This window comes from Aestuariibaculum sediminum, from assembly GCF_014596945.1.
Lineage (GTDB): Bacteria > Bacteroidota > Bacteroidia > Flavobacteriales > Flavobacteriaceae > Aestuariibaculum > Aestuariibaculum sediminum.
Genome location: NZ_JACVXB010000003.1, coordinates 340,509 through 366,444 on the forward strand (window position 1 = coordinate 340,509; position 25,936 = coordinate 366,444).

27 protein-coding genes are annotated in these 25,936 nt (G+C 33.1%); 17 read left to right on the forward strand and 10 right to left on the reverse strand.

What is annotated here, in order from left to right:
- Window positions 1-54: 54 nt before the first annotated feature.
- Both ICJ83_RS09080 and ICJ83_RS09085 read right to left on the reverse strand, forming a co-directional pair.
- Complete coding sequence (locus tag ICJ83_RS09080) at window positions 55-1,449, reverse strand: Gfo/Idh/MocA family protein (protein ID WP_188230070.1); 1,395 nt, start codon at window positions 1,447-1,449, stop codon at window positions 55-57.
- 113 nt (window positions 1,450-1,562) lie between these two features.
- On the reverse strand, window positions 1,563-3,971 hold the full coding sequence (locus tag ICJ83_RS09085) for a LamG domain-containing protein (RefSeq protein ID WP_188230071.1): 2,409 nt from the start codon (window positions 3,969-3,971) through the stop codon (window positions 1,563-1,565).
- Window positions 3,972-4,162: 191 nt separating this feature from the next.
- On the opposite strand from ICJ83_RS09085, the gene rmuC reads away from it, so the two are divergent.
- The 12 genes from rmuC to ICJ83_RS09145 all read left to right on the forward strand — a co-directional run bounded on the left by rmuC (window position 4,163) and on the right by ICJ83_RS09145 (window position 12,001).
- The gene (rmuC, locus tag ICJ83_RS09090; protein ID WP_188230072.1) at window positions 4,163-5,542 is read left to right on the forward strand and encodes a DNA recombination protein RmuC; all 1,380 of its coding nucleotides are present in this window, start codon (window positions 4,163-4,165) and stop codon (window positions 5,540-5,542) included.
- Window positions 5,543-5,744: 202 nt separating this feature from the next.
- Window positions 5,745-6,356, forward strand: coding sequence for a SatD family protein (locus tag ICJ83_RS09095; protein WP_188230073.1), 612 nt, complete (start codon window positions 5,745-5,747; stop codon window positions 6,354-6,356).
- Window positions 6,353-7,066 (forward strand): DUF3307 domain-containing protein, encoded by a 714-nt coding sequence (locus ICJ83_RS09100; RefSeq protein WP_188230074.1) that lies wholly within the window; start codon window positions 6,353-6,355, stop codon window positions 7,064-7,066. The genes ICJ83_RS09095 and ICJ83_RS09100 overlap by 4 nt, the downstream gene beginning before the upstream one ends.
- The gene (locus ICJ83_RS09105) at window positions 7,059-7,595 is read left to right on the forward strand and encodes an acyl-CoA thioesterase (RefSeq protein WP_188230075.1); all 537 of its coding nucleotides are present in this window, start codon (window positions 7,059-7,061) and stop codon (window positions 7,593-7,595) included. The genes ICJ83_RS09100 and ICJ83_RS09105 overlap by 8 nt, the downstream gene beginning before the upstream one ends.
- 70 nt (window positions 7,596-7,665) lie before the next feature.
- Window positions 7,666-8,052, forward strand: coding sequence for an OB-fold protein (locus ICJ83_RS09110; RefSeq protein WP_188230076.1), 387 nt, complete (start codon window positions 7,666-7,668; stop codon window positions 8,050-8,052).
- 12 nt (window positions 8,053-8,064) lie between these two features.
- Entirely contained in the window at window positions 8,065-8,586 is a 522-nt protein-coding gene (locus tag ICJ83_RS09115; protein WP_188230077.1) for an ankyrin repeat domain-containing protein, read from the forward strand.
- Between the two features lie 4 nt (window positions 8,587-8,590).
- Window positions 8,591-9,355 carry a T9SS type A sorting domain-containing protein gene (locus tag ICJ83_RS09120; protein WP_188230078.1) on the forward strand — a complete coding sequence of 255 codons (765 nt, stop codon included), beginning with the start codon at window positions 8,591-8,593 and terminating at the stop codon, window positions 9,353-9,355.
- Between the two features lie 26 nt (window positions 9,356-9,381).
- The gene (locus tag ICJ83_RS09125) at window positions 9,382-10,230 is read left to right on the forward strand and encodes a DUF5777 family beta-barrel protein (protein ID WP_188230079.1); all 849 of its coding nucleotides are present in this window, start codon (window positions 9,382-9,384) and stop codon (window positions 10,228-10,230) included.
- Between the two features lie 13 nt (window positions 10,231-10,243).
- Window positions 10,244-10,606: a hypothetical protein gene (locus ICJ83_RS09130; RefSeq protein WP_188230080.1), complete on the forward strand. Its 363-nt coding sequence runs from the start codon at window positions 10,244-10,246 to the stop codon at window positions 10,604-10,606.
- A 20-nt stretch (window positions 10,607-10,626) separates the two neighbouring features.
- The gene (locus ICJ83_RS09135; RefSeq protein WP_188230081.1) at window positions 10,627-10,998 is read left to right on the forward strand and encodes a hypothetical protein; all 372 of its coding nucleotides are present in this window, start codon (window positions 10,627-10,629) and stop codon (window positions 10,996-10,998) included.
- A gap of 46 nt (window positions 10,999-11,044) precedes the next feature.
- The gene (locus tag ICJ83_RS09140) at window positions 11,045-11,587 is read left to right on the forward strand and encodes a YceI family protein (RefSeq protein ID WP_188230082.1); all 543 of its coding nucleotides are present in this window, start codon (window positions 11,045-11,047) and stop codon (window positions 11,585-11,587) included.
- Between the two features lie 39 nt (window positions 11,588-11,626).
- Entirely contained in the window at window positions 11,627-12,001 is a 375-nt protein-coding gene (locus tag ICJ83_RS09145) for a 6-phosphogluconate dehydrogenase (RefSeq protein WP_188230083.1), read from the forward strand.
- A gap of 47 nt (window positions 12,002-12,048) precedes the next feature.
- On the opposite strand, the gene carB is transcribed toward ICJ83_RS09145, so the two are convergent.
- Both carB and rpmH read right to left on the reverse strand, forming a co-directional pair.
- The gene (gene carB, locus ICJ83_RS09150; RefSeq protein WP_188230084.1) at window positions 12,049-14,901 is read right to left on the reverse strand and encodes a carbamoyl-phosphate synthase large subunit; all 2,853 of its coding nucleotides are present in this window, start codon (window positions 14,899-14,901) and stop codon (window positions 12,049-12,051) included.
- A 112-nt stretch (window positions 14,902-15,013) separates the two neighbouring features.
- Complete coding sequence (rpmH, locus tag ICJ83_RS09155) at window positions 15,014-15,175, reverse strand: 50S ribosomal protein L34 (RefSeq protein WP_042495769.1); 162 nt, start codon at window positions 15,173-15,175, stop codon at window positions 15,014-15,016.
- A 294-nt stretch (window positions 15,176-15,469) separates the two neighbouring features.
- On the opposite strand from rpmH, the gene ICJ83_RS09160 reads away from it, so the two are divergent.
- The gene (locus ICJ83_RS09160) at window positions 15,470-16,045 is read left to right on the forward strand and encodes a DUF2892 domain-containing protein (RefSeq protein WP_188230085.1); all 576 of its coding nucleotides are present in this window, start codon (window positions 15,470-15,472) and stop codon (window positions 16,043-16,045) included.
- Between the two features lie 85 nt (window positions 16,046-16,130).
- On the opposite strand, the gene ICJ83_RS09165 is transcribed toward ICJ83_RS09160, so the two are convergent.
- Together ICJ83_RS09165 and ICJ83_RS09170 are read right to left on the reverse strand one after the other, a co-directional pair.
- Window positions 16,131-17,051, reverse strand: coding sequence for a lytic transglycosylase domain-containing protein (locus ICJ83_RS09165; RefSeq protein ID WP_188230086.1), 921 nt, complete (start codon window positions 17,049-17,051; stop codon window positions 16,131-16,133).
- 36 nt (window positions 17,052-17,087) lie between these two features.
- On the reverse strand, window positions 17,088-17,753 hold the full coding sequence (locus ICJ83_RS09170) for an alpha/beta hydrolase family protein (protein ID WP_188230087.1): 666 nt from the start codon (window positions 17,751-17,753) through the stop codon (window positions 17,088-17,090).
- A 181-nt stretch (window positions 17,754-17,934) separates the two neighbouring features.
- Between ICJ83_RS09170 and ICJ83_RS09175 the strand changes: the two genes are divergently transcribed.
- The gene (locus tag ICJ83_RS09175) at window positions 17,935-18,231 is read left to right on the forward strand and encodes an N-acetyltransferase (protein ID WP_188230088.1); all 297 of its coding nucleotides are present in this window, start codon (window positions 17,935-17,937) and stop codon (window positions 18,229-18,231) included.
- A 74-nt stretch (window positions 18,232-18,305) separates the two neighbouring features.
- Here ICJ83_RS09175 and ICJ83_RS09180 read toward each other — a convergent pair whose 3' ends face one another.
- Both ICJ83_RS09180 and mtaB read right to left on the reverse strand, forming a co-directional pair.
- Window positions 18,306-18,788 carry a hypothetical protein gene (locus ICJ83_RS09180; RefSeq protein ID WP_188230089.1) on the reverse strand — a complete coding sequence of 161 codons (483 nt, stop codon included), beginning with the start codon at window positions 18,786-18,788 and terminating at the stop codon, window positions 18,306-18,308.
- A gap of 132 nt (window positions 18,789-18,920) precedes the next feature.
- Window positions 18,921-20,252, reverse strand: coding sequence for a tRNA (N(6)-L-threonylcarbamoyladenosine(37)-C(2))-methylthiotransferase MtaB (mtaB, locus tag ICJ83_RS09185; RefSeq protein WP_188230090.1), 1,332 nt, complete (start codon window positions 20,250-20,252; stop codon window positions 18,921-18,923).
- 304 nt (window positions 20,253-20,556) lie between these two features.
- Between mtaB and ICJ83_RS09190 the strand changes: the two genes are divergently transcribed.
- The gene (locus ICJ83_RS09190; RefSeq protein ID WP_394354312.1) at window positions 20,557-22,131 is read left to right on the forward strand and encodes an ABC transporter substrate-binding protein; all 1,575 of its coding nucleotides are present in this window, start codon (window positions 20,557-20,559) and stop codon (window positions 22,129-22,131) included.
- A 449-nt stretch (window positions 22,132-22,580) separates the two neighbouring features.
- Here the strand turns inward: ICJ83_RS09190 and ICJ83_RS09195 are convergent, their stop codons facing one another.
- Together ICJ83_RS09195 and ICJ83_RS09200 are read right to left on the reverse strand one after the other, a co-directional pair.
- The gene (locus ICJ83_RS09195) at window positions 22,581-23,756 is read right to left on the reverse strand and encodes a GlmU family protein (RefSeq protein ID WP_188230091.1); all 1,176 of its coding nucleotides are present in this window, start codon (window positions 23,754-23,756) and stop codon (window positions 22,581-22,583) included.
- A 126-nt stretch (window positions 23,757-23,882) separates the two neighbouring features.
- On the reverse strand, window positions 23,883-24,134 hold the full coding sequence (locus ICJ83_RS09200) for a type B 50S ribosomal protein L31 (RefSeq protein ID WP_188224387.1): 252 nt from the start codon (window positions 24,132-24,134) through the stop codon (window positions 23,883-23,885).
- A 156-nt stretch (window positions 24,135-24,290) separates the two neighbouring features.
- Between ICJ83_RS09200 and ICJ83_RS09205 the strand changes: the two genes are divergently transcribed.
- Window positions 24,291-24,824, forward strand: coding sequence for a DUF4199 domain-containing protein (locus ICJ83_RS09205; protein WP_188230092.1), 534 nt, complete (start codon window positions 24,291-24,293; stop codon window positions 24,822-24,824).
- A gap of 40 nt (window positions 24,825-24,864) precedes the next feature.
- Window positions 24,865-25,815: a glycosyltransferase family 2 protein gene (locus ICJ83_RS09210; RefSeq protein WP_188230093.1), complete on the forward strand. Its 951-nt coding sequence runs from the start codon at window positions 24,865-24,867 to the stop codon at window positions 25,813-25,815.
- Window positions 25,816-25,936: the final 121 nt, after the last annotated feature.

Below are 25,936 nucleotides of genomic sequence, written 5' to 3' on the forward strand. Positions count from 1 at the left end.
ATTAGGGTTGTAAATAAATTACAACCCTATTTATTTACCTATTTCCTTATTAGGTTATTCAACAATACCCAAAGCTTTAGTAGTCTTCCATGCTCCTCTTGTAAAATCAGGGAATTTTTGAGAATCACCATGCGCTTTTACTGATGCCTCACTTAATGGTCCAACGGCACTCCAGAAACAACCTTCATATACATTTTGATCTAAAGGTTCTCCTTTACGTAAACATTCAACAATACGATAAAGCATCATGAAATCCATACCGCCATGGCCTCCCATTTTCTTCGACACCTCTCCTAAACGTTTGTATAAAGGGTGTTCATATTTTTCATAGATAGCCGCTAAATCATCGCCTTGAGCCCAACTATGATGATCTTTGGTGGCTCCTTCAACACCGCCTTCCAACGCAATTCTTGTAGGGAATCCTGCTAACGTACCATCAGTACCCTGAATTAAATTGTGTCTTGAATATGGGCGTGGACTTGTTTCGTCCCATTGTACCATAATTGTACGCCCTAATGTCGTTTTTATGATAGAAGTATTGATGTCTCCGCCTTTAAAATCGATTTGATTCCACTTATGGCCTGCTGGAAAATGTTCTTTGGCATAAATATTTCTTCCCTTCCCTGGTGATGAAAAAGAATTAATACGTTCAAAGTTATCTTCTCCTCTGGCTAAATTCATGTACTGAGCCACAGGTCCTAAACCATGTGTTGGATATAAATTACCATCTCTATTTGCGTATTCGTAAGACCTCCATGAACCCGTACCACGTTCTACTTGATTCATTTGCCCCCTTAATTCATGTATATATGCAGCTTCTCCATGTAACAATTCACCAATAACTCCCTGTCTACACATGTTTAAGTACAATAATTCATCACGTCCATAATTAACGTTTTCCATCATCATACAGTGCTTTTGGGTTTTTTCAGAAGTGTTCACAATATCCCACATCTCGTCAATGCTAACTGCAAGAGGTACTTCAACAAAAGCATGGGCACCCGACTCCATAGCTTTTATGGCCATAGGTGCATGTAAACTCCATGGTGTTGCAATAATTACCATATCTGGCTTTACTGTTTCCAACATAGTTTTCCATGCATGTTGTTCGCCATAAAATGTTTTAATATCCTTATGACGTTGTCCTGCACCAATTTCTTTACATTTTTCTGCCGACCTTTTTGCTAGGTCTTCATACAAATCACTAATAGCTACAATTTCGGTTCCTTCAATCGTTGCTATTTGCCTAGCGTGACCAGAGCCTCTTGCTCCGACCCCAATAAAAGCACAACGAACTGTATCTAATTTAGGAGCTGCAAAACCTCCCATATAGTTTTTAGTTGATTTAAAAGTTCCGAATGTATCTGCGTTAATTAAATTAGGTAAAAAGGCTAAACCTACTCCAGCCATTGATGATTTTTTTAAAAAATCTCTTCTATTAGAACTCATTTGTTTGTCTTTTAAAATTTCATCATAAATATAGATATCAGAGCCGCATAAATAGGTGAACGTATGGGTGAACACTTTAAAATTAATCTAAAAAAAGAATATTCACCTATTAACTACACAATAATTAAATCCTGAAAATCAACACTATACATCTCTCCGTATAATAATTCGTAATTTTTAGAAAATGAAGTGTATGCGTCTTTGGCTAAGCCATGTTTCCCCATAGCCACCCATTCATTTATTAAAATTTGCAAAGCATTTTCATTCAAACTATCGAATAAAAGAATGGTTTTTGCAATTTTTACGCATATTCCCTTCGGAATATTAGCATGCTGTTCTTTATAAATAGCAGCTAATAATTGTTCAATATCATTCGATATTTTTGCCTTAAAATAATCTACCCACTCGGTTTGAATGCTTGGTAATACATTACCTTTTTTAATAATCTCAAGAAAATCTTCTAATTCATTCAAGGCAATTCTTCCTCCTGCCATACCTGCTTCTAAACGAGATTTTAATTGGATATATTCATAAACATCTACCACCAGCATATTCGTATGGCTAACAATCCATCTTTTTTCTTCAAAAACAACTTCTAAACCATCTATTTCAGACAAAACTTTACGAAGCTTCCGCATATTACCACTACGATTCTCCTTCGCTTTGTTTTTTGACACTCCGGGCCAAAATGTTTCGGTAAGCTTACTTGAAGTCACTCCTCTATTCTCGTCTAATTTGGATAATATTAAAAAGGAAATTAATTGTTTTTGAAGCGGAGAAAAAGAAACAGTCTTTTCATTTGATAAAATCAATTGAAAACCTCCAAACAAGGAAAGTGTATTTTTATTTTCTTTGCGTTTTAATTCATGAGTTATGTAATCTTTATCCTGAGGTTTAATCGCTTCCGACGAAATAATCTTTTCTGGCTTTTTTCGAAGAAGTAATACCATTGCTAAAATAGCGCCACCGAATAAAACCCCCATAATAACATACCAAGAAACCGTTTTAGAATCTGTTTTAGCCTCATACAATTGTGTCACTTCAGCAGGAGCTAAACCTCTATTCCAAACTTTTAAATCATCCATAGCTCCATAATATTGTTCTCCCCAAATATTATTTCCGATGACCAGAGATTGATTTGAAGGATTAATTTCTGAAGTTTGAATTTCCCCAATTTTCTCTCCGTCTACATAAAAATCTATAGATGCCTGCGGATTATAAATCACCACTAAATGTTGCCATATACCTTTTTTAAGAGGAAATTCAACGACATGATCTTTTATAGTTGCCATAGTAAAATCCGGACTTCCTCTTCGAAGTTTAACCGAAAAGGCCGTGCCAAACCCAATAAGCCCCATAAATTGTGGTATCCGGTCTGGTTTGAGCCAAACAGAAATACTAATTGGTGTTTCGAAATTTAAGGTATTCGATTTAAAATAATCTATAAAAGAGTCTTGCTGACCTAAATACAGCACATCTCCCCTTTCACTGTCTTCTATAAAGGATATATCTTTCGTAATTACCCTGTCCCAATCTGGCTCCTGTTGGTTAACCACATTATTATCGAAAGCAAAATCGTAAATTAATTCATCTTGAATAGCCACATTATATGCCGTAAATAATCTAGGAGAATCTGATTGTCCTTTGTGATGAATGACTTCTGATGGTGTTATTCTATAGCCATTTTTGTATGGTGATAAAATCTGTTCTTTGCTTGTTAAAGGAAAAGAAAACTTGGCTGTTGTAATAGTTTGGGGCGCATTTTTCCACCTTACTTCATTTAATAATTCTCCATTAAACTCGACAATCCCTCGAAATCGTCTTAATTTATTTAACGAATCTACAACTTGTTTTACTACCTCAGTTTCAACTTGATTGGCCTCTAGAAAATTAGGCGATTTCCCAGTGGATTTCCAAAACAATAGAACCTCATCATAAAGCTCACTTTTTGAAGTTGCAAAACTCTTAAACTCAACAAGTTTATTAATGGGATCTTTAGAGAACCATTTAGAAAATTTCCTTTCGCTGCGGATCTGATTTATAGAAGTTTCTGTAATATCCTGTTCAAAAACGACAATTATGTGCTTACCTTCAAGTTTTAACTTTTCAATTATTGCTTCTTGCTGTTCCTGCTGAAAACAAATATTTCCAGTACATTCTAAATCTATATAATCTTCGAGTTGTTTTTTATCAAATTTACCTCTTACCAACAAGGTGATAATTTCGTCCTTGTTTGTTCTAAGAAACATGTGAATAGAATCTAAAACCGATTTTAAAGATTTCCGTCTCTTGGCGTTTACAATTTGGTACTGTGACTTATACTGCTCCAGTTGCAATTTAAAAGCCCTTGTGCCGTGTTCTAAATCTTTAATAGTATTGGTTGGCAGATTAGTAGTAAACACAAAATCGCTTATGGTTAAATCGTTTTGTGCTAAACTTTTAACGTTAATAATTAACACTAAAAATAGCGTAATAAAAACAGGGGTATTTTGATATTTATTAAACCTACCGATTAGAATCATTAACAAATATTTCTATTTAAAGAAAACATATAAAATCTCAAATGTATAATTTATCTTAAATATTATTCCCTTCTAGGTCTGTAGTTAACAACTTATTAAGAAAAATTAGAAAAAAGAACTATTAAGTATCCCATAAATCAAAACTTCAATAGTTAGAATTTATTACTTTTACTGCAATTCAAAACAGTAATATGAACGACAATCTTATTCTTATTCTTTCAATTATAATTTCAGCGGGTTTTGGTGCTTATATTGGTATGCTTATCAACAAATTAAAAGGAAAAAGTGAACTAAGTGCCATAGCCGAGCGCAACACTATTTTGCAACAACAATTAAGCGAGATTAAGGAGTCTGCCCAACAGGATATTGCTAAGCAAACCGAAATCTTTAATAAGCAGGCTGCCGAATTTAAAGAAACAATATCTAAAATTGAACATGAGCGTGAAGATATTCGTCGCGAAAAAGAGTTTTTAAATTCCGAATTAGCCATTAAAAATACTGAATTCGAAAATTTAAAGTTAAAAAATGAAGAACAAAAAGGTGAAGTTGAAAAGCTACAGGAGAAATTTAGTAAAGAGTTCGAAAATCTGGCTAATAAAATTTTAGATGAGAAATCGGAAAAATTTACCATTCAGAATAAAGAAAATTTACAACATATTTTAAATCCTTTACAGGAAAAAATTCAAGGTTTTGAGAAAAAGGTTGAAGATTCGCAAAAGGAAAGCATAAGTATGCATTCGGCTTTAAAAGAGCAATTATTAGGCTTGAAAGATCTGAACCAACAAATGACTAAAGAAGCGACTAACCTTACCCGTGCCTTAAAAGGAGACAGTAAAATGCAAGGAAATTGGGGCGAATTGGTTTTGGAGCGCGTTTTAGAAAAATCGGGATTAGAAAAAGACCGCGAGTATTTTGTACAGCAAAACTTTACCTTAGACACCGGTGCTCGCGTATTACCTGATGTTGTTTTACATTTACCTGACAACAAAAAAATGATAATTGATAGTAAAGTGTCTCTGGTAGACTACGAACGTTATGTCAATGCAGATGACGATGAAAAACAGCTGTTTTTAAAATCACATATAAATTCAATTAAAAAACATGTAGACCAACTTTCAGAAAAAAATTATCAGGATTTATACGATATAGAATCACCAGATTTTGTGCTTATGTTTATTCCTATAGAACCTGCTTTTGCAGTTGTTGTTAACGAAGATAGTAGCATTTATAACAAAGCCTTCGAAAAAAACATTGTTATCGTTACCCCTTCTACATTATTAGCCACACTTCGTACTGTAGACACCATGTGGAACAATGAAAAGCAACAACAAAATGCTATAGAAATTGCTACTCAAGCTGGTCGCCTTTACGATTCGTTTGTTAACCTTACCGAAGAGTTAATTAAAGTTGGCAATCAAATAGGTACAGTTCAAAAATCTTACGAAAGTGCTATGGTAAAACTTACCGGTAAAGGCAATCTGGTGAGACGGGTTGAAAATCTTAAAAAGCTAGGTGCAAAAGCTACAAAACAACAAAATGAAAAATTATTAAAACGCGCTGAAGAAGAATAGCACTAGTATTTCGAGATGTTTTTTATCAATTATTTTTTCAAAACTAAAATACCTACACCTGATTTTTAACAATTTAGTTGCTTTTCATAGGATTTAGCAATATATTTGATTATTCCTCAATTAAGGAATATTTAATTTTATTCCTTAATTATGGCATGTTTATAAATATTCTATATAAATGGAATTAATAAATTAATTAAAAATGACAAGTGTTATTACAGGAGATATTATTAAATCCAGAGCTCAAAATAAACCTGAATCTTGGTTGAATGCCCTAAAGGCAGCTTTAACTCATATAAATCCTAATGCGGAATCTTGGGAAATTTATCGTGGCGATAGTTTTCAAATTGAAATAAAAGATTGGCCGTCGAGTTTTGAATGCGCTGTTTATATAAAGTCATGTATAAAATATAATTCTGGATTAGATGTACGATTAGCTATAGGCGTTGGCAATAAGACTTACCAAGGCGAAAAAGTAACCGAATCTAACGGCGAAGCTTTTATTTTATCGGGAGAAGCTCTGGAAACATTAAAAAAAGAAAAACAAAATTTACTTATTAAAACCAATAATGCATCGTTAAACAAAGAACTAAACCTTTATTTTAAACTCGCCAGCATCGCTATGGATCATTGGACAAAAAATTCTGCAGAAATTGTTAAATTGAGTCTTGAAAACCCAGATGCATTACAACAACATTTGGGACAACATATTGGTATAAGTCAGGATGCCGTAAGCAAGCGACAAAAACGCGCCTATCTTGCCGAAATTCTGGAATTAAACCAAATGTACCGCCATAAACTAACAACCTTATGATGCTTTTAATAAAACTCTTGGCAGCCCACTTAATAGGCGATTTTTTTATACAACCTAAACGCTGGGTAATCGAAAAAGAACGCAAAAAACTTAAATCGCCTAAACTTTATATTCATGTTTTAATTCATATTCTATTAACAGCAGTTGTATTATGGGAGGTTAAGCTTTGGCCTGTTCCTCTTATTATTGGAGTTTCACATTTTATAATTGATGCTTTAAAACTTTACTATCAAAAGAAAAAAACAAAGCGGCTATTCTTTTTTATAGATCAATTTTTACATCTTTCGGTGATTGTAGTATGTTATTATTTCTTTTCTAACAGCGTAATTGAAATTACTAATCAAGATACCGAAACCTTAATATTCTTCATATTATGTCTTGCATTTTTAACAACACCAGCTTCAATAATTATGAAAAATATTTTTATGAAGTGGAATATTTCAAAACTTACCAAAAATAATGCATCGCTTAAAGATGCTGGAAAATATATCGGTATATTAGAACGCTGTTTAGTGTTTGTATTTATTGTGTTTGGGCATTGGGAAGCCGTTGGTTTTTTAATTACCGCAAAGTCTGTATTTAGGTTTGGTGATTTAAAAGAATCGAAACATAGAAAACTAACCGAATACATTTTAATAGGAACACTAATTAGTTTTAGCATCGCTATTACAACGGGAATTATATTTAATTTATTTATTAACCATGTTTAGAACTATAGAAGAATCGCAAGTTACCATAACCCAATTAATGTTACCGTCGCATTCCAATTTTAGCGGGAAAATTCACGGAGGTTATATTTTAAGTTTAATGGATCAAATTGCCTTTGCTTGTGCCTCCAAACACTCTAGAAATTATTGTGTAACGGCATCGGTTAATAAGGTCGATTTTTTAAATCCTATCGAGGTTGGCGAATTAGTAACTTTAAAAGCATCGGTAAACTTCACAGGAAGAACTTCAATGGTTATTGGTGTTCGCGTGGAATCTGAAAATGTGCAAACTGGAGAAAAAAAACATTGTAATTCGTCTTATTTCACCATGGTAGCTAAAGATGATCATGGTAATAATGTACCTGTTCCTGGCATTATTTTAAAAACTAAAGATAGCGTACGCCGCTTTGCCCGAAGTATTGAACGTCAGGAGCAAGCAAAAAACAGAACAACTAAATACAAATCTTCAGAATTCAAAATTGAAGATTACATTGAAATTGTAAAGTCGAAAAACGTAAAAGTTGACCTGTAACTTACCTAATCGCATTTCTACTTAATATTCTATTTTGTCATTATTTTTCATTATATTTAAAAGAAAAATAATGCAAAAAAGGTATTTCATATATATCATTGGCCTTATTATAATAGCTCTATTTATTGGCTACAATTATATATACCAAGACCATAGAGATATTGCCTCTGAATCTGCCGATTTCACTCTTGCGGCTTCAGCATTAGCTGACACTTTTGCAGCTTCCCCAAAACAATCCGAACTTAAATTTAACAATAAAACCATTCAGGTTTCAGGTGTAATTACCGAGTTAAATGCAACAGACATAACTATTGATAACAGTGTTTTTTGTCAGTTTAACTCAAAAATAACCCCCTCTGTAAAAGTAAATACGAAGGTTAAAATTAAAGGTCGATGTATAGGTTACGACGATTTACTAGAACAGGTAAAACTGGATCAGTGTAGTTTGATAGAATAATAATTATTAAGTATGCGTAGCGTTATATTATTTCTGTTTTCTTTTGTTTTGAGTTCAACGTTTTCCTGGGCTCAAAATGACATTTTTAACATCAGCAGAAATGGTTCTCTTGACGATTTATTATCACTATACAAACAAGACCCAAATTGTATAAATACAACAAACCAGGCTGGCTACAGTCCACTAATATTGGCATGTTATCATGGTAACGAGGAAGTCGCATTTTTCTTAATTGAACATTCTAATGATATAAATGGATCGAGCCATTATGGAACTCCACTAATGGCCGCAGTCGTAAAGAAAAATATAGATATCACTAAAAAACTTTTAGATAAAAAAGCAGACCCTAATATCCCAGATTTAAATGGAACGACAGCATTACATTATGCTACCCTTTTTAAAGCTACAGAAATAGCAAAGCTTCTTATTGAATCAGGAGCAGATTATAATTTAAAAGACGGAAATGATAAATCGGCTTACGATTATGCATTGATTAATAACAATAAAGAATTATTAACCCTTTTTAAAAACTAAAGTCATGAAAAAAAGTACTTTAATTCTCCTTGCATTTCTCGTCTCAAATTTATCATTACTTGCTCAAACCTACACTACTGGTACTATAAACCTTTCTTCAACATCTGGATTAGAATATTCAGCACAAATTGATATTACGCAAACCGAGGTAACTTTAACTTTAATCGGGCCAAGTGACCGTTGGTTAGGAATTGGTTTTGGGGTAAATTCCATGACCTTAAATGGAGACCTAGTAATTTATGATGGTGTAAGCATGAGCGACAGAACATTTCAAGGTGTCGGTACACCTCCCGTTGCAGATTCCAATCAGGATTGGTCGATAGATTCCAACAGTATTTCATCAGGAAAAAGAACAATAGTTGCCAAAAGAAGTTTAAATACGGGAGAAGCCAATGACTATGTGTTTAGTCCTTCAGACACTTCAATTAATCTAGTTTGGGCTCGTGGTGCTTCAGCTTCTTTCGCTCTTGCTTATCACGGTGTAAACAGAGGTGCCACGTCAAGTGGTATAACCTTAAGTAATGATGAATTTCAACTGGCGCAAAACATTAAAATTTATCCCATACCTGCAAAAGAACGTATTAACCTAAAACTGCCTTCAGGGATAAATGTTAATTCGATTACTATTTACAATGTCTTAGGTAAAGAAACACACAAGGTTTCTTTTTTGCAAAATTATGTTGATATTTCTAACTTAAACTCTGGAATATATTTATTAAAAATTAACACCGATAATTCAAATTACACGAAACGATTTATTAAACTATAAAAACCATTAAACCTGATTTTAAATTTATGAAACACCTACTATTATTATTGTTATGCATTCCGTTTTTGGGAATTGCTCAAGACGATTTATTGGACGAAATTGATAACGAACAAGATGCCTGGCAATATACCTCGGCCGCTTTTAAAGGCCTTAAAATTGTAAATTTCGAGTCTACCAAGCTTGTTGCTAAAAACGAATTCACATTTGTTGTCGCGCATCGTTTTGGTAGTTTAGAAAATGGTTTAGACACCTTTTTTGGTTTAGACGATGCGGTAACCAGATTAAATTTTATTTATGGAATTTCTGATGGGTTTAATATAAGTGTCTCACGAAGTTCCTTTCAGAAAATTTATGAGGCCGCTGTAAAATACAACATTGTAAAACAGCAGAATAATGGTTTCCCTTTTACCATTGTTGGGTATAACTCCATACTCGTTAATACGGCATTAGAAGAAGCAAACCTTCCACTATTAGAATTTAAGCACAGGGTTGGCTATACCGCACAAATTTTACTTTCAAGAAAAGTAAACACCAATTTCTCGCTAGAACTAGCCCCTACCTTTTTTCATGACAATTATGTTGCTATTAATGAACAGGATAATTCACAATTCGCTTTAGGGTTTGGTGGGCGTTACAAACTAGGAAAACGTTGGTCTATTAACGCCGACTATGGCTGGCATTTAAACCGTGCAGACAATTCTCCCTTTAATAATCCGTTATCTATAGGAATAGATTTAGAAACAGGAGGCCATGTATTTCAAATGCATTTTACCAATGCGCAGGGCATGAATACCAATACATTTTTGGGTCAGAGTACTGGCCAATGGAGCGATGGCAATATTTATTTCGGATTTAACTTAAGTCGTGTATTTTAACCCCTATATTCATATGAAAAACTTAATTTTATTACTTATTATAACAATCTTATTTTCCTATAGCTGTGCCAACGACAGCGAAGATGATTTAATAGATACTACACCAATTCCAAATTTAGTTACCTATAATGACGATGTAAAATCTATCATTGATGATAATTGTATATCATGCCATAGTGCAACCCCTACTGGAGGGGCAAACATTTCTTTAATTACTTATGCTCAGGTTAAATCTGGAGTGGTAAACAATAATTTAATAGGTAAAATTAACGGAACCGCCTCCGGATCACAAATGCCACTAGGCGCTCCTAAACTACCTCAAAATCTTATTGATTTAATTGAAAAATGGGAAACTGATGGCTTTCCTGAAAACTAATAACCTTAAATCTTAAAATTATGAATTTTAAAACCCTTTTTTACAGCTTAATATTAACATTGTTTATGTTTAACTGTTCGAGCAGTAGTGATGATGATACCACCTCTCAACCAGACCCCACACCAGACCCAGAACCAACTGAAAAAATCACTTACGAAGCTAATATTAAAAGTATAATGTCCAGTAACTGTATATCATGCCATGGTAGTACTCCTTCGAACAATGCCCCCATGTCCTTAACGACCTACACACAAGTTAAAAATTACATCGACGGGATAATAGATCGAATAAATAGAACAGGAGCAGGTAAAATGCCCCCTTCAGGAACATTATCTACAAATTCTAAAAATTTAATACAGCAATGGAAAGATGGCGGATTACTAGAAAACTAGCATTTGAAACCATTATTTACTAACCGAAAACAATAAAAATACAATAATGAAATATTTACTTTTTTGTTTGGCTTTTGTTAGCTTACAAATGTATTCGCAAGACAAATACTTAACCAAAACCGGAACTGTTAACTTTGAAGCTTCGGTTCCTGCTTTTGAAGAAGTAAAGGCATCAAACAATTCCGTTACTGCTATTTTAAATACTGAAAATGGTAATTTTGCGGCCTTAGCTTTGGTAAAAGGTTTTCGATTTAAAAATGCCTTAATGGAGGAACATTTTAATGAAAATTATGCAGAGTCTGATAGCTATCCAAAAGCAACCTTTAAAGGCTCTATTAACGATTTTGACGCGGATAATATTGAAAAAAGCAAAACGTACACCATCGACGGCGAATTAACATTTCATGGTAAAACAAAAAAACTTAAGCAAGTTCCAGTTAATTTGTTTTATGAAAATGGACATATAAAAATGGCAGGGGAATTTGAAACTATCGCATCAGATTTTGATATTAAAATCCCTAAAATTGTGAGTAATAAAATTGCCGAAACTATTAAGGTGGACTTCCAGTTTGTACTATCAAAAAAGTAAAGCAGATTTTGTTATCTTTAGCGAAAAAGACATTATTTCATGAAAAGATTTCTCTATAAATTAATTGCAGCCATAGTTATTGTTACTATAGGATATTTTTGTTTTGTTTACTATGTACCATACAGCGAAGGTGTTCGTTCTGGTGACCTCATAAAATTCAGTAAAAAAGGTGTTTTAACAAAAACCTGGGAAGGCGAATTAAGCCAGGGCGTGTCGGAAGAACAACGCTTTTCTTTCTCGGTTGAAAAAAATGACCAAAAAATAATTAATGACCTACAAAAATACCAAGGTCGATTTGTAAGGTTATCTTATATTGAGCGTTACCGAACATTTTTTTGGCTTGGTGACACCAAATATTTCATCACTAAAGTTGAAGAAGATAAAGAACGGCAATCGTTTCAGCACAGTAAATAAAAAAAAGCCGCTATTTAGCGGCTTTTTTTATATCTAAAATTTTTAGATTATTTATTCAAATACATGTTTCTTCTTGAATATAAATCGTAAAATTCATCATCTTTTAAGCTATCGATAAATAAGATGCTTTCTCCTGTACTCTTCATTTCTGGTCCTAACTTCTTATTTACTTTAGGGAATTTATTGAAAGAGAAAACAGGTTGCTTTATGGCATAACCTTCTAACTGTGGGTTAAAGTTGAAGTCTTTCACTTTCTTATCACCTAACATAACTTTTGTTGCATAGTTTACATAAGGCTCTCCGTAAGCTTTAGCTATAAACGGCACCGTTCTAGATGCTCTTGGGTTTGCTTCGATAATATAAACTTTATCATCTTTTATCGCAAACTGTATGTTTATTAAACCTACTGTATTTAAAGCAAGTGCAATCTTTTTGGTATGATCCTTAATTTGTTCCATGACTAAATCACCTAAATTGAATGGTGGTAAGGTTGCGTTACTATCGCCCGAGTGGATTCCACAAGGTTCGATATGTTCCATAATACCTATGATGTAAACATCTTCTCCATCACAAATCGCATCAGCTTCAGCTTCAATAGCTCCGTCTAAATAGTGATCTAATAATAATTTATTGTTAGGGATAGATCTTAATAAGTCAACAACGTGTTTTTCAAGTTCTTCTTTATTAATTACAATCTTCATTCCCTGTCCTCCAAGTACATAGGAAGGTCTTACGAGTATTGGAAAATCTAATTGGTCGGCTACTTTTAAAGCTTCTTCTGCCGATTCAGCAGTATCAAACTCTGGGTAAGGAATATTATTCTCTTTTAACAATGTAGAGAAACTTCCTCTATCTTCAGCTAAATCTAAAGCTTCATAACTTGTTCCAATAATTTTAATACCGTAACGATCTAGTTTTTCAGCAAGCTTTAAAGCTGTTTGTCCACCTAATTGAACAATAACACCTTCCGGCTTTTCGTGTTTTATAATATCATAAATATGTTCCCAGAAAACAGGCTCGAAATATAATTTATCAGCTGTATCGAAATCGGTAGAAACGGTTTCCGGATTACAGTTAATCATAATGGTTTCATAACCAGCTTCAGAAGCTGCCAATACACCGTGAACACAACAGTAATCAAACTCTATACCTTGTCCAATTCGGTTTGGCCCAGAGCCTAATACGATTATTTTTTTCTTGTCCGATACTACGCTTTCATTATCAGCCTTACGCTCGCCGTTAGCGGTTTGCATATCACTCTCAAAAGTGGAGTAATAATACGGTGTTTTTGCCTTAAACTCGGCAGCACAAGTATCAACTAATTTGTAAACACGGTTTATACCAAGTTCTTCACGTTTGTTATAAACTTCACTTTCTAAACAACCTAACATGTGAGCAATTTGTCGGTCACCATATCCTTTTTGTTTAGCTTCAAGTAAAAGCTCTTTATCAAGATTTTCAATTGTATAAGTAGAAATTTCTTTTTGCAATAAGAATAACTCTTCATATTGCTTTAAGAACCACATATCGATTTTAGTAATCTCGTGAATTCTACTTAAGGGAATCCCCATGGCAATAGCATCGTAAATTGTAAATACACGATCCCAAGATGCATAGGTTAATTTTTCGATAATTTGATCGTAATTTTTATTCTCCTTACCATCGGCACCTAACCCATTACGCTTAATTTCTAACGACTGAGTTGCTTTATGAAGTGCTTCCTGGAATGAACGTCCAATTCCCATTACCTCTCCTACAGATTTCATTTGAAGTCCTAAAGTTCTATCTGATCCTTCAAACTTATCGAAATTCCAACGCGGTATTTTTACAATTACATAATCTAAAGTTGGTTCGAATAATGCCGAAGTAGACTTAGTAATTTGATTTTGTAATTCATCTAGGTGATAACCAATTGCTAATTTGGCGGCAATTTTTGCAATTGGGTAACCAGTAGCTTTACTTGCCAATGCTGAAGAGCGTGATACACGAGGGTTAATCTCTATCGCTATAATTTCTTCTTGATCATCTGGCGACACGGCAAATTGTACGTTACAACCTCCAGCAAAATCACCGATACTACGCATCATTAAGATGGCCATATCACGCATTTTTTGGAATGTTGTATCGCTTAACGTCATAGCAGGTGCTACTGTAATCGAATCTCCTGTATGGATTCCCATCGGATCCATGTTTTCAATAGAACAGATAATCACTACGTTATCGTTAGCGTCTCTTAAAAGTTCTAACTCATACTCTTTCCAGCCCATCATGGCCTTATCGATCATGACTTCGTGTATTGGAGATATCTCTAATCCGCGGGTTAACAATTCATCAAAATCCTCTTCATTGTAAACAATAGCCGCTCCAGCACCCCCTAGTGTAAACGACGATCGAATACATAATGGAAATCCAAATTCCTGAGCGATTGTTTTACCTTCTAAATACGATGTTGCCGTAGCTTGAGGAGCCATTTTCACACCGATTTTCTCCATCAATTCACGGAACTGCTCTCTATCTTCTGTAATATTGATAGCATCAATATCCACCCCGATAATTTCTACACCAAAATCATTCCAGATCCCCTTCTCATCTGCTTCTATACATAAATTTAATGCTGTTTGTCCTCCCATGGTTGGTAAAACAGCATCAATTTGAGGGTGTTCTTTTAAAATTTTAACAATAGACTTTGTATTTAACGGTAACAAGTATACATGATCTGCCATTGAAGGGTCTGTCATGATAGTTGCTGGATTAGAATTGATTAATATGGTTTCAATTCCATCTTCTCTAAGCGATCTTAGAGCTTGAGTTCCTGAATAATCAAATTCACATGCCTGCCCTATAACGATAGGACCCGAGCCAATTATTAATATCGATTTAAGTTTTGAATTTTTAGGCATTTTTAATCTTTATATATGGTATAAATATTTGTTAAAATTGTAAGTGATGCTTAGGTATAAAAAAAGGCGTTACACTAAAGTAACACCTTTATATTATAACAACAATATATCATTATTTTTTATGTCTAGTTTCAGTCGATACAGACAATTTTTTTCTACCCTTAGCTCTTCTACGAGCAAGTACTTTTCTTCCATTAGCAGAAGCCATTCTTTCTCTAAAGCCATGTTTGTTTCTTCTTTTTCTTTTCGATGGCTGAAATGTTCTTTTACTCATTATCTTGTATCTTTAAAAATCTGAATTGTACTTAATTAATATCTTTTTGGGTTCCTCCAAAACTGAGCGCAAATATACGAAGACTTTTTACATTGACAAACGTTATTTAAAAAATATTTTTAATTATTTTTTTTACACCTCAAGGTTCATTCCTCAACCTATTTACATGAGATATTTGAAGTCGTTTTGTTAATTATGTATTAGTCTAATTTGACAAATTTTAGTTTATTTGCAAAACAAAAATGGGCTATTTATTATAGACACGCCTTAAGACAGTTTTAAACACATCAAATAATGTACAATAAAATTATAAAACTCATTATAGCCTTAGGCATTTTTGCTTATGCTATATATCAATTTACAGAAAACAATATAGGTAACGGTATCATGTTAATATTGTTATCGCTAATTTTTGTTTTCCTTTATTTTAAAAATGAATTAATATTATTAGCTTTTTTAAGATTAAGAAAGCAAGATTTTGAGGGTGCTAAAAAATGGTTAGACAAAATTAAAAACCCTGAAAGCGCCTTAGTAAAAAAGCAACAAGGTTACTATAATTACTTACACGGCTTAATGGTTTCTCAAACTAATATTAATGATGCTGAAAAATTCTTTAAGAAAGCTATTAGTTTAGGATTGTCTATGGATCATGATTTAGCCATGGCAAAATTAAATCTTGCTGGTATTGCCTTTTCTAAACGCAGAAAGCAAGAAGCTCAAAAATTATTATCTGAGGCAACAAAATTAGATAAACAAGGCATGCTTGCAGATCAAATAAAAATGATGAAAGAAAACATGAAACGTGCTCAGGGACCGAATCAACATTTTGGAACAAGCGGATCGATAAGAGCTCAAAAAAGAAGAGGATAATTATTGCTATAGCAATAATTCAAAAATAAAAAGAGGCTGTTTTAAAAGACAAAGCAGCCTCTTTTTTATGTTTTATTTTTATTGTTTATTGATAAATCCCCTTTTTAGGTATATCTATATGATACAATTTTCGTGATTTATTGTTAAGATGTGGTTCTCTTAACCAAGGATTATGTAGTTTTAATATTTTGTAGTTTATCCCGAAACTTTCTGCAAATTTTGTAAAGTCTGTTACAGCTGTATCAACTTCAACTTTATAGGTCGGCACATCGGTATATAAATCCTTTTCTCTAAAATTAAACCCATATTTGTTAGGGTGCGATAAAATCTCTTTGAGAGCTATAATTCTAAACATGTAACGTCCTGTTTCTTCCCCTAAAAGCAAATCGTAATAATCATCAACATTTTGTTCTTTTAATCGTCTGGAAACACCTGCATTTCCTGCATTGTAGGCAGCAGCAGCTAAGGTCCAACTTCCTAAATTTTCTTTAGCATCTAATAAATATTTACAAGCCACTTCAGTCGATTTTTCAAGATGATATCGCTCGTCAACATTATCATTAACTTCCAAACCATTTTCTCTTGCTGTTGCAGGCATGATTTGCCAAATACCCCTCGCTCCTGCAGGAGACACGGCATTGGTTAAACCACTTTCTATAACAGCCAAATACTTAAAATCATCGGGGACACCGTTTTTCTTTAGTATGGGTTCAATTACTGGAAAATACTTATGAGCACGCTTAAACATGAGGAGACCGTTAGATTGCCAATAGGTATTAACCAATAACTCTCGATCCATTCGTTCTAAGATGTCTGGATTGTTTAGTGGTACTGGCTCCCCTGCAAAATCTAAATTTTCAGGAACCTGTAGTGCATAAACGTTGTAATCGTTTATTAATTTTTTCTCAAAATTTTCATCTGTTGGCGCATCTTGTAATGCATAAATGAACAATGCACATAAACTTAATAACCCCACAAATGCCAAGGCTTTCTCTATAATCTTCATCGCTAAAAAGTTTTTCTATAAAGGTAAAACAAATACTTATTCTTCTAAAATTATACGTGGTAAATTTTCGTTAAACCATTTGTATTTATTAATGATCATAATATGTGTTCCTCCTTTTATAATTGTACAATCTTTAATATTTTTTATTGGAAAAACCGAATCATGATCCCCATGTATATGAATTAAATCTTTTGGATAACTATGATTACTCCAACACACCATCTTTTCAATTGCCCAACTTAAATATTTACTATCGTTAACCGAAAGATATTTTTTGTATAATTCTAACCGTTTCGCGACGTTATTTCCAAAGGCATATTTTGCAACAACATCAATTTTACTTGCCAATTGGGTAGGCACTAACTTATAAGCCTTAGTCGCTTTTGCAATAATCATTTGCTTGGGTAATTCACTTTGCAATTTAACACTCGAAATGATAATTAATTTTCGAACAGAAATAAATTTACTCATTTCCTGTACCAAAACACCTCCAAAAGAAACACCAATTAAGACAATATTCTTATGTTTTATTTTTTCACACATTCGTAAAGCGTAATGACTCAAGGATTCTTGACGTTCGGGAATTAACCATTCCAGATAGTGTAATTTAAATTGCGGGGATGGTAGTTCTATATATTCAAATATTTTAGGGCTTGCAGCCATCCCAGGCATTAAATAAACATGAATTGTTGTTTCACTCATAAACCGACCTTTTTTAAAAAATACTCATTAATAACCATAACAAAAACACTGTAAAGGTTTCTTGGATAAGGTTTTAAGGTTAATTTAACTTTATATTAAAGATTATTTTTCGTAACTTGCAAAGCAAAGTTATACAATAGTCCTCACTATTTTAAAGATTCCTAAGAAATAAAAAACAATCATGATTGATGCTGTAGAATTAATAGACAATGATTTTTTACGTCAGTTTGAACTGAAAATTGATAACCACTTAGCAAAGATTGAGTACTCTCTTCAAGAACGGAAAATTTTTTTAACAAAGCTTGTCATTCCTGAAGAAATTAAAGACGATGAGTTTAGGAAAGAGTTTTTAGAAGCTGTATTTAAATCAATTGAAGCGCGAAATTTAAGCGTCGTTCCTACAAGTCCAGAAATAGCTAAGTTTGTGAGAAGCAACCGAAAATACAAGCGTATGTTACCGGTTGGTGTCAGAATTTAACTTTTTAATTTGTTAATCATAAAAAAAATCCAAAACTTTTAAGTTTTGGATTTTTATTTTAATCTCATATTTTTTTATCTAACGTAAACTTTTACTACATCTTTAGTTTCTATAATTTCGGTTTCCGTTTCGTTATAAATTTTTTGTGCATTTTTATAAACTATAGTTAATGTGGTATTTTTAAAAATGGCGCGATTTCCATTTATTAATATATCTGCTCCATTTTGTTCGAAAGTTGTTGCGAATCCTATACTCCCCTCGGTATCACATATTACTTCAGAGAGAAATCTACTATCATTATTTTTCTTTTTAATACGAATATCAGGATTAAAAGTCGCCAACGAAGTTACGGTACCATTTGAATTAAAACTTAAAGTTTCTTTGTTTATACAAGGCACTTCTTCAAGAAAATTTTCATTAAATACGTTGTCTTTATTAATGTCTACAGCAATACCTATACTCCAAGAAGCTAATTTCCAATCACCTTCAATAGTGTTAGAACTACAACTTGAAAAAATTAAACTGCTAACAAAAAGAATGTATATAATTATTCTCATAAAATCTGGGACATAAGATTTATAACAATTATTAATCCTGTAATAACTAATTATGAAGTAAATGTAATTTGTAAACCCTTAAAACGCCGAATAAAACAGTTAAGATGTATAATTTTTCAGATTAACTTATATTTATAATGATAATTCCTTAATGAATTCCAGTCTCACCATACCATCTGTATCAATTTTAGTAAGCTTAACATCATGCAATGTATTCACCAATTCTGGATTCCATGGTGTTTTCACTTTTACATAGTTTTCGGTAAATCCATGAATATACCCTTCTTTATTTTCCCCTTCAAACAAAACAGTCCTAGTGCTTCCTATCTGACTTTCGTAGAACGCACGACGTTTTTTAACAGACAACCCTCTTAGCATCTTGCTTCGCTTAGATCTAACATTTTTAGGCACCACACCTTCCATATTGGCAGCCTCTGTATTATCGCGCTCAGAATAAGTAAAAACGTGCAAATACGAAATATCAAGTTCGTTTAAAAAATTATATGTTTCTAAGAAATGGTCATCCGATTCACCAGGAAAACCAACAATAACATCAACACCAATACAAGCGTGCGGCATAACCTCTTTAATTTTCGAAACACGGTCTGTATACAATTCCCGCATGTAACGACGTTTCATTTTCTTTAAAATATCGTTACTTCCACTTTGCAATGGCACATGAAAATGAGGAACAAAAGCACGTGACTTTGAAACTAACTCAATCGTTTCATTTTTAAGTAAATTCGGTTCTATTGATGATATACGTAAACGTTCTATACCAGCTATTTTATCGAGCTCCGAAACTAAATCTAGAAATGTATGTTCATGCTTTTTATTACCGAATTCGCCTTTACCATAATCACCAATATTAACACCTGTTAAAACAATTTCTTTAATATTTTGGGCTGAAATTTCACGAGCATTTTTTAGCACATTATCCATGGTATCGCTTCTAGAAATTCCACGTGCTAAAGGAATAGTACAGTATGTACACTTATAATCGCATCCATCCTGAACTTTTAAAAAGGCTCTGGTCCTGTCTCCAATTGAATAACTGCCTACATAAAAATCGGCTTCTTCAATTTCGCAAGAATGCACTTCACCTAAGTCATTTTTGGATAAATCATTCAGGTAATCGGTAATTTTAAACTTTTCAGTTGCTCCTAACACTAAATCCACTCCATCTACATCTGCCAATTCCTGAGGCTTTAATTGTGCATAACAGCCAACGGCAGCTACGAAGGCATCTGGATTAATTTTTTGAGCCTGCTTAACAATGCTTTTAAAGCGCTTATCGGCATTTTCTGTAACCGAACATGTATTGATTACATAGATATCGGCATTTTCAGAAAAATCCACACGATCAAAACCCTCTTCTGTAAAACCCCTCGCGATAGTAGATGTTTCAGAAAAGTTTAATTTACAACCTAATGTATAAAATGCTACCTTTTTTCTAGACTCCATAAGCTTTAAAAATCGTGCAAAGATAATAAAAAAAGAGTGTTTCTAAATGAAACACTCTTGATTTGAGGACATAACATAATTTTTGGCTTGTTTCGCGATAGATACGAAAACTAATTTTGCAAATAATAGCAAATTTGTTTAACCATTTTTAAGACACTCTCGTTATTAAAAAGTCACATACCGGCCATTAATTTTTCAATTATTATAAATTTAGAAACCAAAACCTTTATTTTTGATTCTGTATAATTCAATCAACGCTACCGTGTTTAAATCAACCCGACTTTTTACGCTTATACTAGGCTTTATTCCTTTATTTTTTCGCTTTTCATGCCTCTCTTCGCGCGAAAACCATTTGAACCACTTGGTGTTTAAATACAACGAACATAAAAATATTGGTTCATTAGATCCTGCTTTTGCTAAAGATTTGGCAGATATATGGGCTACCAATCAACTTTTTAACGGTTTAGTGCAAATGGATAATGACATGCAGGTTTTACCTTGCATAGCCAAAAGCTGGACCATTTCCGAGGATGCCTTAAGATATACCTTCACACTTAGAAAGGATGTAAAATTTCATAAACACGAATTATTTGGAAAAGATTCAACCCGTACTGTAATCGCTAAAGATTTTGAGTATAGTTTTAAGCGCTTACTAGATCCAAAAGTGGCATCTCCAGGCAGTTGGGTTTTAAATAAGGTTAAACAATTTAGAACCATTAATGACAGTATTTTTGAAATTAACTTAAAGCAACCTTTCCCAGCCTTCCTTGGACTTCTTACCATGAAATATTGCAGTGTAGTCCCGGAAGAAATAGTAGAACATTATAACAGCGATTTTAGATCTAACCCTATTGGCACTGGGCCTTTTAAATTTAAACGTTGGGAAGAAAATATTAAACTTGTTTTCAGAAAAAATAATAACTATTTCGAAAAGGATAAAAATGGAGTTTCCTTACCTTATCTTGAAGCTATTTCAATAACATTTTTACCAGACAAACAAAGTGAGTTTTTGCAATTTGCTCAAGGCAATATCGATTTTATTTCAGGGTTGGATGCCTCATATAAAGACGAAATTTTAACCGCAGACGGTCAATTAAGAAACAATTATAAGGAAAACGTTAACATGATAAGAGGCCCATATTTAAACACAGAGTACTTGGCATTTTTTATGGATGCCGACGTTACCGAAATACAGTCTGAGTATATCAGAAAAGCTGTAAATTATGGTTTCGACAGAAAAAAAATGATGATATACCTGCGCAATGGTATTGGCATTCCTGCCAATGGCGGATTTATCCCAAAGGGTCTTCCCGGGTACAACAAAAATATAGGATTTAACTATCAACCTGCAAAAGCTAAAACACTTGTTAACAAATTTAAGGAGGAAACTGGCATTGCCCATCCGGAAATAACGCTTACTACAACTAGTAATTATTTAAGTTTTTGTGAATATATCCAGCGTGAGATACAAAAAACAGGATTACAAGTAAATGTCGATGTTATACCAGCAGCAACATTAAAAGACGCAAAAGCTAACGGCAAACTCAATATGTTTAGAGCAAGTTGGATAGCCGATTATCCCGATGCTGAAAATTATTTATCTTTATACTATAGCAAGAACTTTGCTCCTAACGGCCCTAATTATACGCATTTTAAAAACGATACATTCGACCAACTATATGAGCAATCCTTCACGGAAACGAAAACAGAAAAACGCAAATTACTATATTCTCAAATGGATAGTTTGGTGATGCAAAAAGCCCCCGTTGTTGTCTTGTTTTACGACGAAGTTATACGTTTTACTCAGAAAAACATAAAAGGTTTAGGTATTAACCCAACGAATCTTTTAGATATTAAACATGTAAAAAAAGCAAATTAAAATCTAGTCTTGAAATGGCTTACCAATGTCTTGAGTTTCATCTTTTAATCCAATTTTTTGTTACTTCCAGTGTGTTTCTAACAAAGCATAAAAACCTCAGAGTGCTAACAACCCAACCGGAATCCCTTTGTAGTTAATGGCAGAGTTATCCCAATTTATATCCCGGTAAAAAACAAATTCATCAAGAACTCCAAGATTAACACCAAAAATAAAACCTGACGAATAGTAAAGAACAATACTTAAAAAAGCATATTACCATCTATTTTGACGATACTTATCAGCCAATACGTAAAACCGTTTCCCTATAAAATAGATTAAAAATATTCCAGCATAAGAAAGCTTCAATTAAAGCTGAATATGAAATAAGCTATACAAACTAAAAAACACACAAGCAGAAGTTAAAAATTTCTTTAAATAAAAAGTATTTCTTACACAACGCTTTAAGAGCTTTATTGTCGCCTGTATTTTTTAGTTTCTTCAAAAATATATTCGAAAATAGCCTTATCTTGCTCTGTTAAGGATTGTTGCTTTCGCGCCATGACTACTTCCATAACCTCAAAGGCTTTTTTAGTATTAAAAGTGGTAAAACCAGAGTTCCCTCCCCAGCTAAAACTAGGCACAAAATTTCTAGGAAATCCACTTCCAAAAATATTGGCACTTACACCAACTACCGTACCTGTGTTAAACATAGTATTAATACCACATTTACTGTGGTCGCCCATCATAAGTCCACAAAACTGCAACCCTGTTTTGGCAAAACCTTCTGTTTCGTAACTCCAAAGTCTAACCTCAGCATAATTATTTTTTAAATTAGAATTATTAGTATCGGCGCCTAAATTACACCATTCTCCTATTACAGCGTTTCCTAAATATCCTTCATGTCCTTTATTAGAATAACCAAACATTACAGCATTTTTAACTTCACCTCCAATGGTACTAAATGGCCCAATAGTGGTAGGCCCATAAACCTTTGTTCCCATTTTAGTTACCGAAGCTTCGCATAAAGCTAAAGGCCCGCGTATTAAAGTACCTTCCATAACCAAAGCATCTTTACCGATATAAACAGGGCCTTCCGAGGCATTAATGGTAACAAACTCTAAACTTGCTCCTTCTTCAATAAAAATGTTTTCAGGAGCAATCACATTGCAACTTGATGGGATAGGCTGAGAGGTTCTTCCTTTGGCTAACAAACTAAAATCTTCCTGAATAGCCTCACCGTTTTTTGAAAATATATCCCATGTATTTTCAATTTTTAAAAGTTCACCATCAAATTCTAAGGCCTCATATGCTTCGAAATCTATATCGTCTTGTGTGTCTTTAGCATAAAAAGCAATAACATCCTCATCTTTAAAAATGGCTTGATTTTCCTTAAGATCCTTTATCATTTCTACCAACTCCAGGTTAGGTAAAAATGAAGCATTAATCATAATGTTTTCATCCATTTCAACCATGGGATATTTATCAGATAAATAATCTTCGGTAACCGTGGTTGTAGTAGCATCTAAAAACGTTTCCCATTTTTCACGAATGGTTAAAATACCTATTCTAATATCAGCAACCGGGCGTGTAAAAGTAAAGGGAAGTAAACTATTTCTAGAAGGCCCATCAAAAAGAATGTAATTCATAGCAAGTTAAAGTTTAGTACTTAAAATTTCACTTTGTTAAGCCTGTCAAAAATAGAGTAATTAAGGAAAACAAAAAAGCCTTCAATATAAAATATTGAAGGCTTTAAAAATATATGTTTTCTAAGCTTATTTTTTAAACTTAGCGTATTTATTTTTGAATTTATCGATACGTCCAGCAGTATCTACTAATTTAGATTTACCAGTGTAATATGGGTGCGATGTTCTTGAAATCTCCATTTTTACAAGTGGATACTCAACACCATCAACCTCAATAGTTTCGTTAGTGTTCGCCGTAGACTTAGTTAAAAATACATCATCGTTAGACATATCTTTAAATGCTACTATTCTATAATTTTCTGGATGTATACCTTTTTTCATCGCTAAAGCTTTTATTCTATTCAATTTTGGAAGTGCAAAAATAAGTATTTTTTACAAACTACCAATAGTTTTTATTATTTTTTATTTCTAATTTAGTTGTAACGATTTTCTATCTTTGGCTACTCATGCCACAACCATTAAACAATACGCAAAAGTATGGAAAAAACTTTAAAATCTATCGCTACAAATTGGGGACTACTATTAGGCCTTCTTTTTACCTTATTAATTGTTGGCATTTATTCAATTAATATCGAATTATTTGTAAGTAAAATTTTTGGTTTATCATTATATTTCATTGCAATTGGCTTTGGTATGTTAGCTATAGCTAAGGCAAAACAAGTATCAAACAATATACTTTCGTTTCGAGACTCATTTTCTTGTTATTTTCTTACAATTTTTATTGGATTCTCCATTTACAGCTTAATTTCATATATTTTGTTTAACATTGTAGACACCGATGCCGCTGAACTTTTAAAAAAAAAATCTATGGAATTAATTGCTGAAACATATTCTAAAATGCAAATGTCCCAAGAAGAAATAAACAAAAGTTTAAATTTAATAGAGTCTGAAAATTTATATTCTATAAAAAACTCTCTAACCAGCTTAGCTATAAAATATTTAGTACCACTAAGTATCATTGGCTTAATTGTGGCGGCCGCTATGAAAAAAAGTAAGCCTAGCACCGAATAATTTAAGTATTTTTGAACACTTAATATCTTAAAAACGATAAATGAATATATCAGTAGTCATACCACTACTTAATGAACAAGAATCTTTAAAAGAATTACATGATTGGATTGCAAAAGTTATGCAATCCAATCGTTTTTCGTACGAAATACTATTTATTGACGATGGCAGTACCGACGATTCATGGCAGGTTATTTCGACATTGGCTTCTAAAAGTAATAATGTAAAAGGACTTCGTTTTTCTAAAAACTTTGGAAAATCGCAAGCTTTACATGCTGGATTCGAAAAAGCACAGGGTGACGTTGTCATTACAATGGATGCCGACTTACAAGATAACCCCGATGAAATTCCGGAACTTTACAATATGATTATTAACAATCGATTTGATTTGGTTTCTGGTTGGAAAAAGAAACGCTACGATTCGGTTATTGCTAAAAATATGCCATCTAAATTATTTAACTGGGCCGCCCGAAAAACATCAGGTGTTAAATTAAATGACTTTAATTGTGGACTAAAAGCTTACAAACTTGAAGTTGTAAAAAACATCGATGTTAATGGTGAAATGCACCGCTATATACCGGTACTAGCAAAAAACGCCGGTTTTACAAATATTGGTGAAAAAGTAGTGCAACATCAAGCCCGTAAATACGGTGAAACCAAATTTGGCATGAATCGCTTTATAAACGGTTTTCTCGATTTAATAACCATATGGTTTATTTCTCACTTTGGTAAACGCCCCATGCATTTATTTGGTGCGCTAGGGGTAATCATGTTTATTATAGGATTCGCTTTTTCCTTTTACCTGGGCATCGACAAACTATTTTTAAATCCCGCTGGTCGACTTATTACCCAACGTCCGGAATTCTTTTTAGCCTTGTCCACCATGATTATTGGAACTCAGTTTTTTGTAGCAGGCTTTTTAGGTGAAATGATTTTACGTTCCAAAGACGATAAAAAACGCTATTTAATTAAGGACGAGACTTCAAATATTTAATGAAACAGATTATTTTTTGAAAATGCTCAAAAAGTCATAAAATATAAGGCACCCAACGAGACAATTCAATATTATTTAATAACTTTAAACCTGTTTCATAGTCTTCCCTTTTGAAACAAAC

Excerpts from the sequence above, each read along its gene's own strand:
- ICJ83_RS09080 (WP_188230070.1), bottom strand. The coding sequence starts at position 1,449 with ATGAGTTCTAATAGAAGAGATTTTTTAAAAAAATCATCAATGGCTGGA.
- ICJ83_RS09085 (WP_188230071.1), bottom strand. The coding sequence starts at position 3,971 with ATGATTCTAATCGGTAGGTTTAATAAATATCAAAATACCCCTGTTTTT.
- rmuC (WP_188230072.1), top strand. The coding sequence starts at position 4,163 with ATGAACGACAATCTTATTCTTATTCTTTCAATTATAATTTCAGCGGGT.
- ICJ83_RS09095 (WP_188230073.1), top strand. The coding sequence starts at position 5,745 with ATGACAAGTGTTATTACAGGAGATATTATTAAATCCAGAGCTCAAAAT.
- ICJ83_RS09100 (WP_188230074.1), top strand. The coding sequence starts at position 6,353 with ATGATGCTTTTAATAAAACTCTTGGCAGCCCACTTAATAGGCGATTTT.
- ICJ83_RS09105 (WP_188230075.1), top strand. The coding sequence starts at position 7,059 with ATGTTTAGAACTATAGAAGAATCGCAAGTTACCATAACCCAATTAATG.
- ICJ83_RS09110 (WP_188230076.1), top strand. The coding sequence starts at position 7,666 with ATGCAAAAAAGGTATTTCATATATATCATTGGCCTTATTATAATAGCT.
- ICJ83_RS09115 (WP_188230077.1), top strand. The coding sequence starts at position 8,065 with ATGCGTAGCGTTATATTATTTCTGTTTTCTTTTGTTTTGAGTTCAACG.
- ICJ83_RS09120 (WP_188230078.1), top strand. The coding sequence starts at position 8,591 with ATGAAAAAAAGTACTTTAATTCTCCTTGCATTTCTCGTCTCAAATTTA.
- ICJ83_RS09125 (WP_188230079.1), top strand. The coding sequence starts at position 9,382 with ATGAAACACCTACTATTATTATTGTTATGCATTCCGTTTTTGGGAATT.
- ICJ83_RS09130 (WP_188230080.1), top strand. The coding sequence starts at position 10,244 with ATGAAAAACTTAATTTTATTACTTATTATAACAATCTTATTTTCCTAT.
- ICJ83_RS09135 (WP_188230081.1), top strand. The coding sequence starts at position 10,627 with ATGAATTTTAAAACCCTTTTTTACAGCTTAATATTAACATTGTTTATG.
- ICJ83_RS09140 (WP_188230082.1), top strand. The coding sequence starts at position 11,045 with ATGAAATATTTACTTTTTTGTTTGGCTTTTGTTAGCTTACAAATGTAT.
- ICJ83_RS09145 (WP_188230083.1), top strand. The coding sequence starts at position 11,627 with ATGAAAAGATTTCTCTATAAATTAATTGCAGCCATAGTTATTGTTACT.
- carB (WP_188230084.1), bottom strand. The coding sequence starts at position 14,901 with ATGCCTAAAAATTCAAAACTTAAATCGATATTAATAATTGGCTCGGGT.
- rpmH (WP_042495769.1), bottom strand. The coding sequence starts at position 15,175 with ATGAGTAAAAGAACATTTCAGCCATCGAAAAGAAAAAGAAGAAACAAA.
- ICJ83_RS09160 (WP_188230085.1), top strand. The coding sequence starts at position 15,470 with ATGTACAATAAAATTATAAAACTCATTATAGCCTTAGGCATTTTTGCT.
- ICJ83_RS09165 (WP_188230086.1), bottom strand. The coding sequence starts at position 17,051 with ATGAAGATTATAGAGAAAGCCTTGGCATTTGTGGGGTTATTAAGTTTA.
- ICJ83_RS09170 (WP_188230087.1), bottom strand. The coding sequence starts at position 17,753 with ATGAGTGAAACAACAATTCATGTTTATTTAATGCCTGGGATGGCTGCA.
- ICJ83_RS09175 (WP_188230088.1), top strand. The coding sequence starts at position 17,935 with ATGATTGATGCTGTAGAATTAATAGACAATGATTTTTTACGTCAGTTT.
- ICJ83_RS09180 (WP_188230089.1), bottom strand. The coding sequence starts at position 18,788 with ATGAGAATAATTATATACATTCTTTTTGTTAGCAGTTTAATTTTTTCA.
- mtaB (WP_188230090.1), bottom strand. The coding sequence starts at position 20,252 with ATGGAGTCTAGAAAAAAGGTAGCATTTTATACATTAGGTTGTAAATTA.
- ICJ83_RS09195 (WP_188230091.1), bottom strand. The coding sequence starts at position 23,756 with ATGAATTACATTCTTTTTGATGGGCCTTCTAGAAATAGTTTACTTCCC.
- ICJ83_RS09200 (WP_188224387.1), bottom strand. The coding sequence starts at position 24,134 with ATGAAAAAAGGTATACATCCAGAAAATTATAGAATAGTAGCATTTAAA.
- ICJ83_RS09205 (WP_188230092.1), top strand. The coding sequence starts at position 24,291 with ATGGAAAAAACTTTAAAATCTATCGCTACAAATTGGGGACTACTATTA.
- ICJ83_RS09210 (WP_188230093.1), top strand. The coding sequence starts at position 24,865 with ATGAATATATCAGTAGTCATACCACTACTTAATGAACAAGAATCTTTA.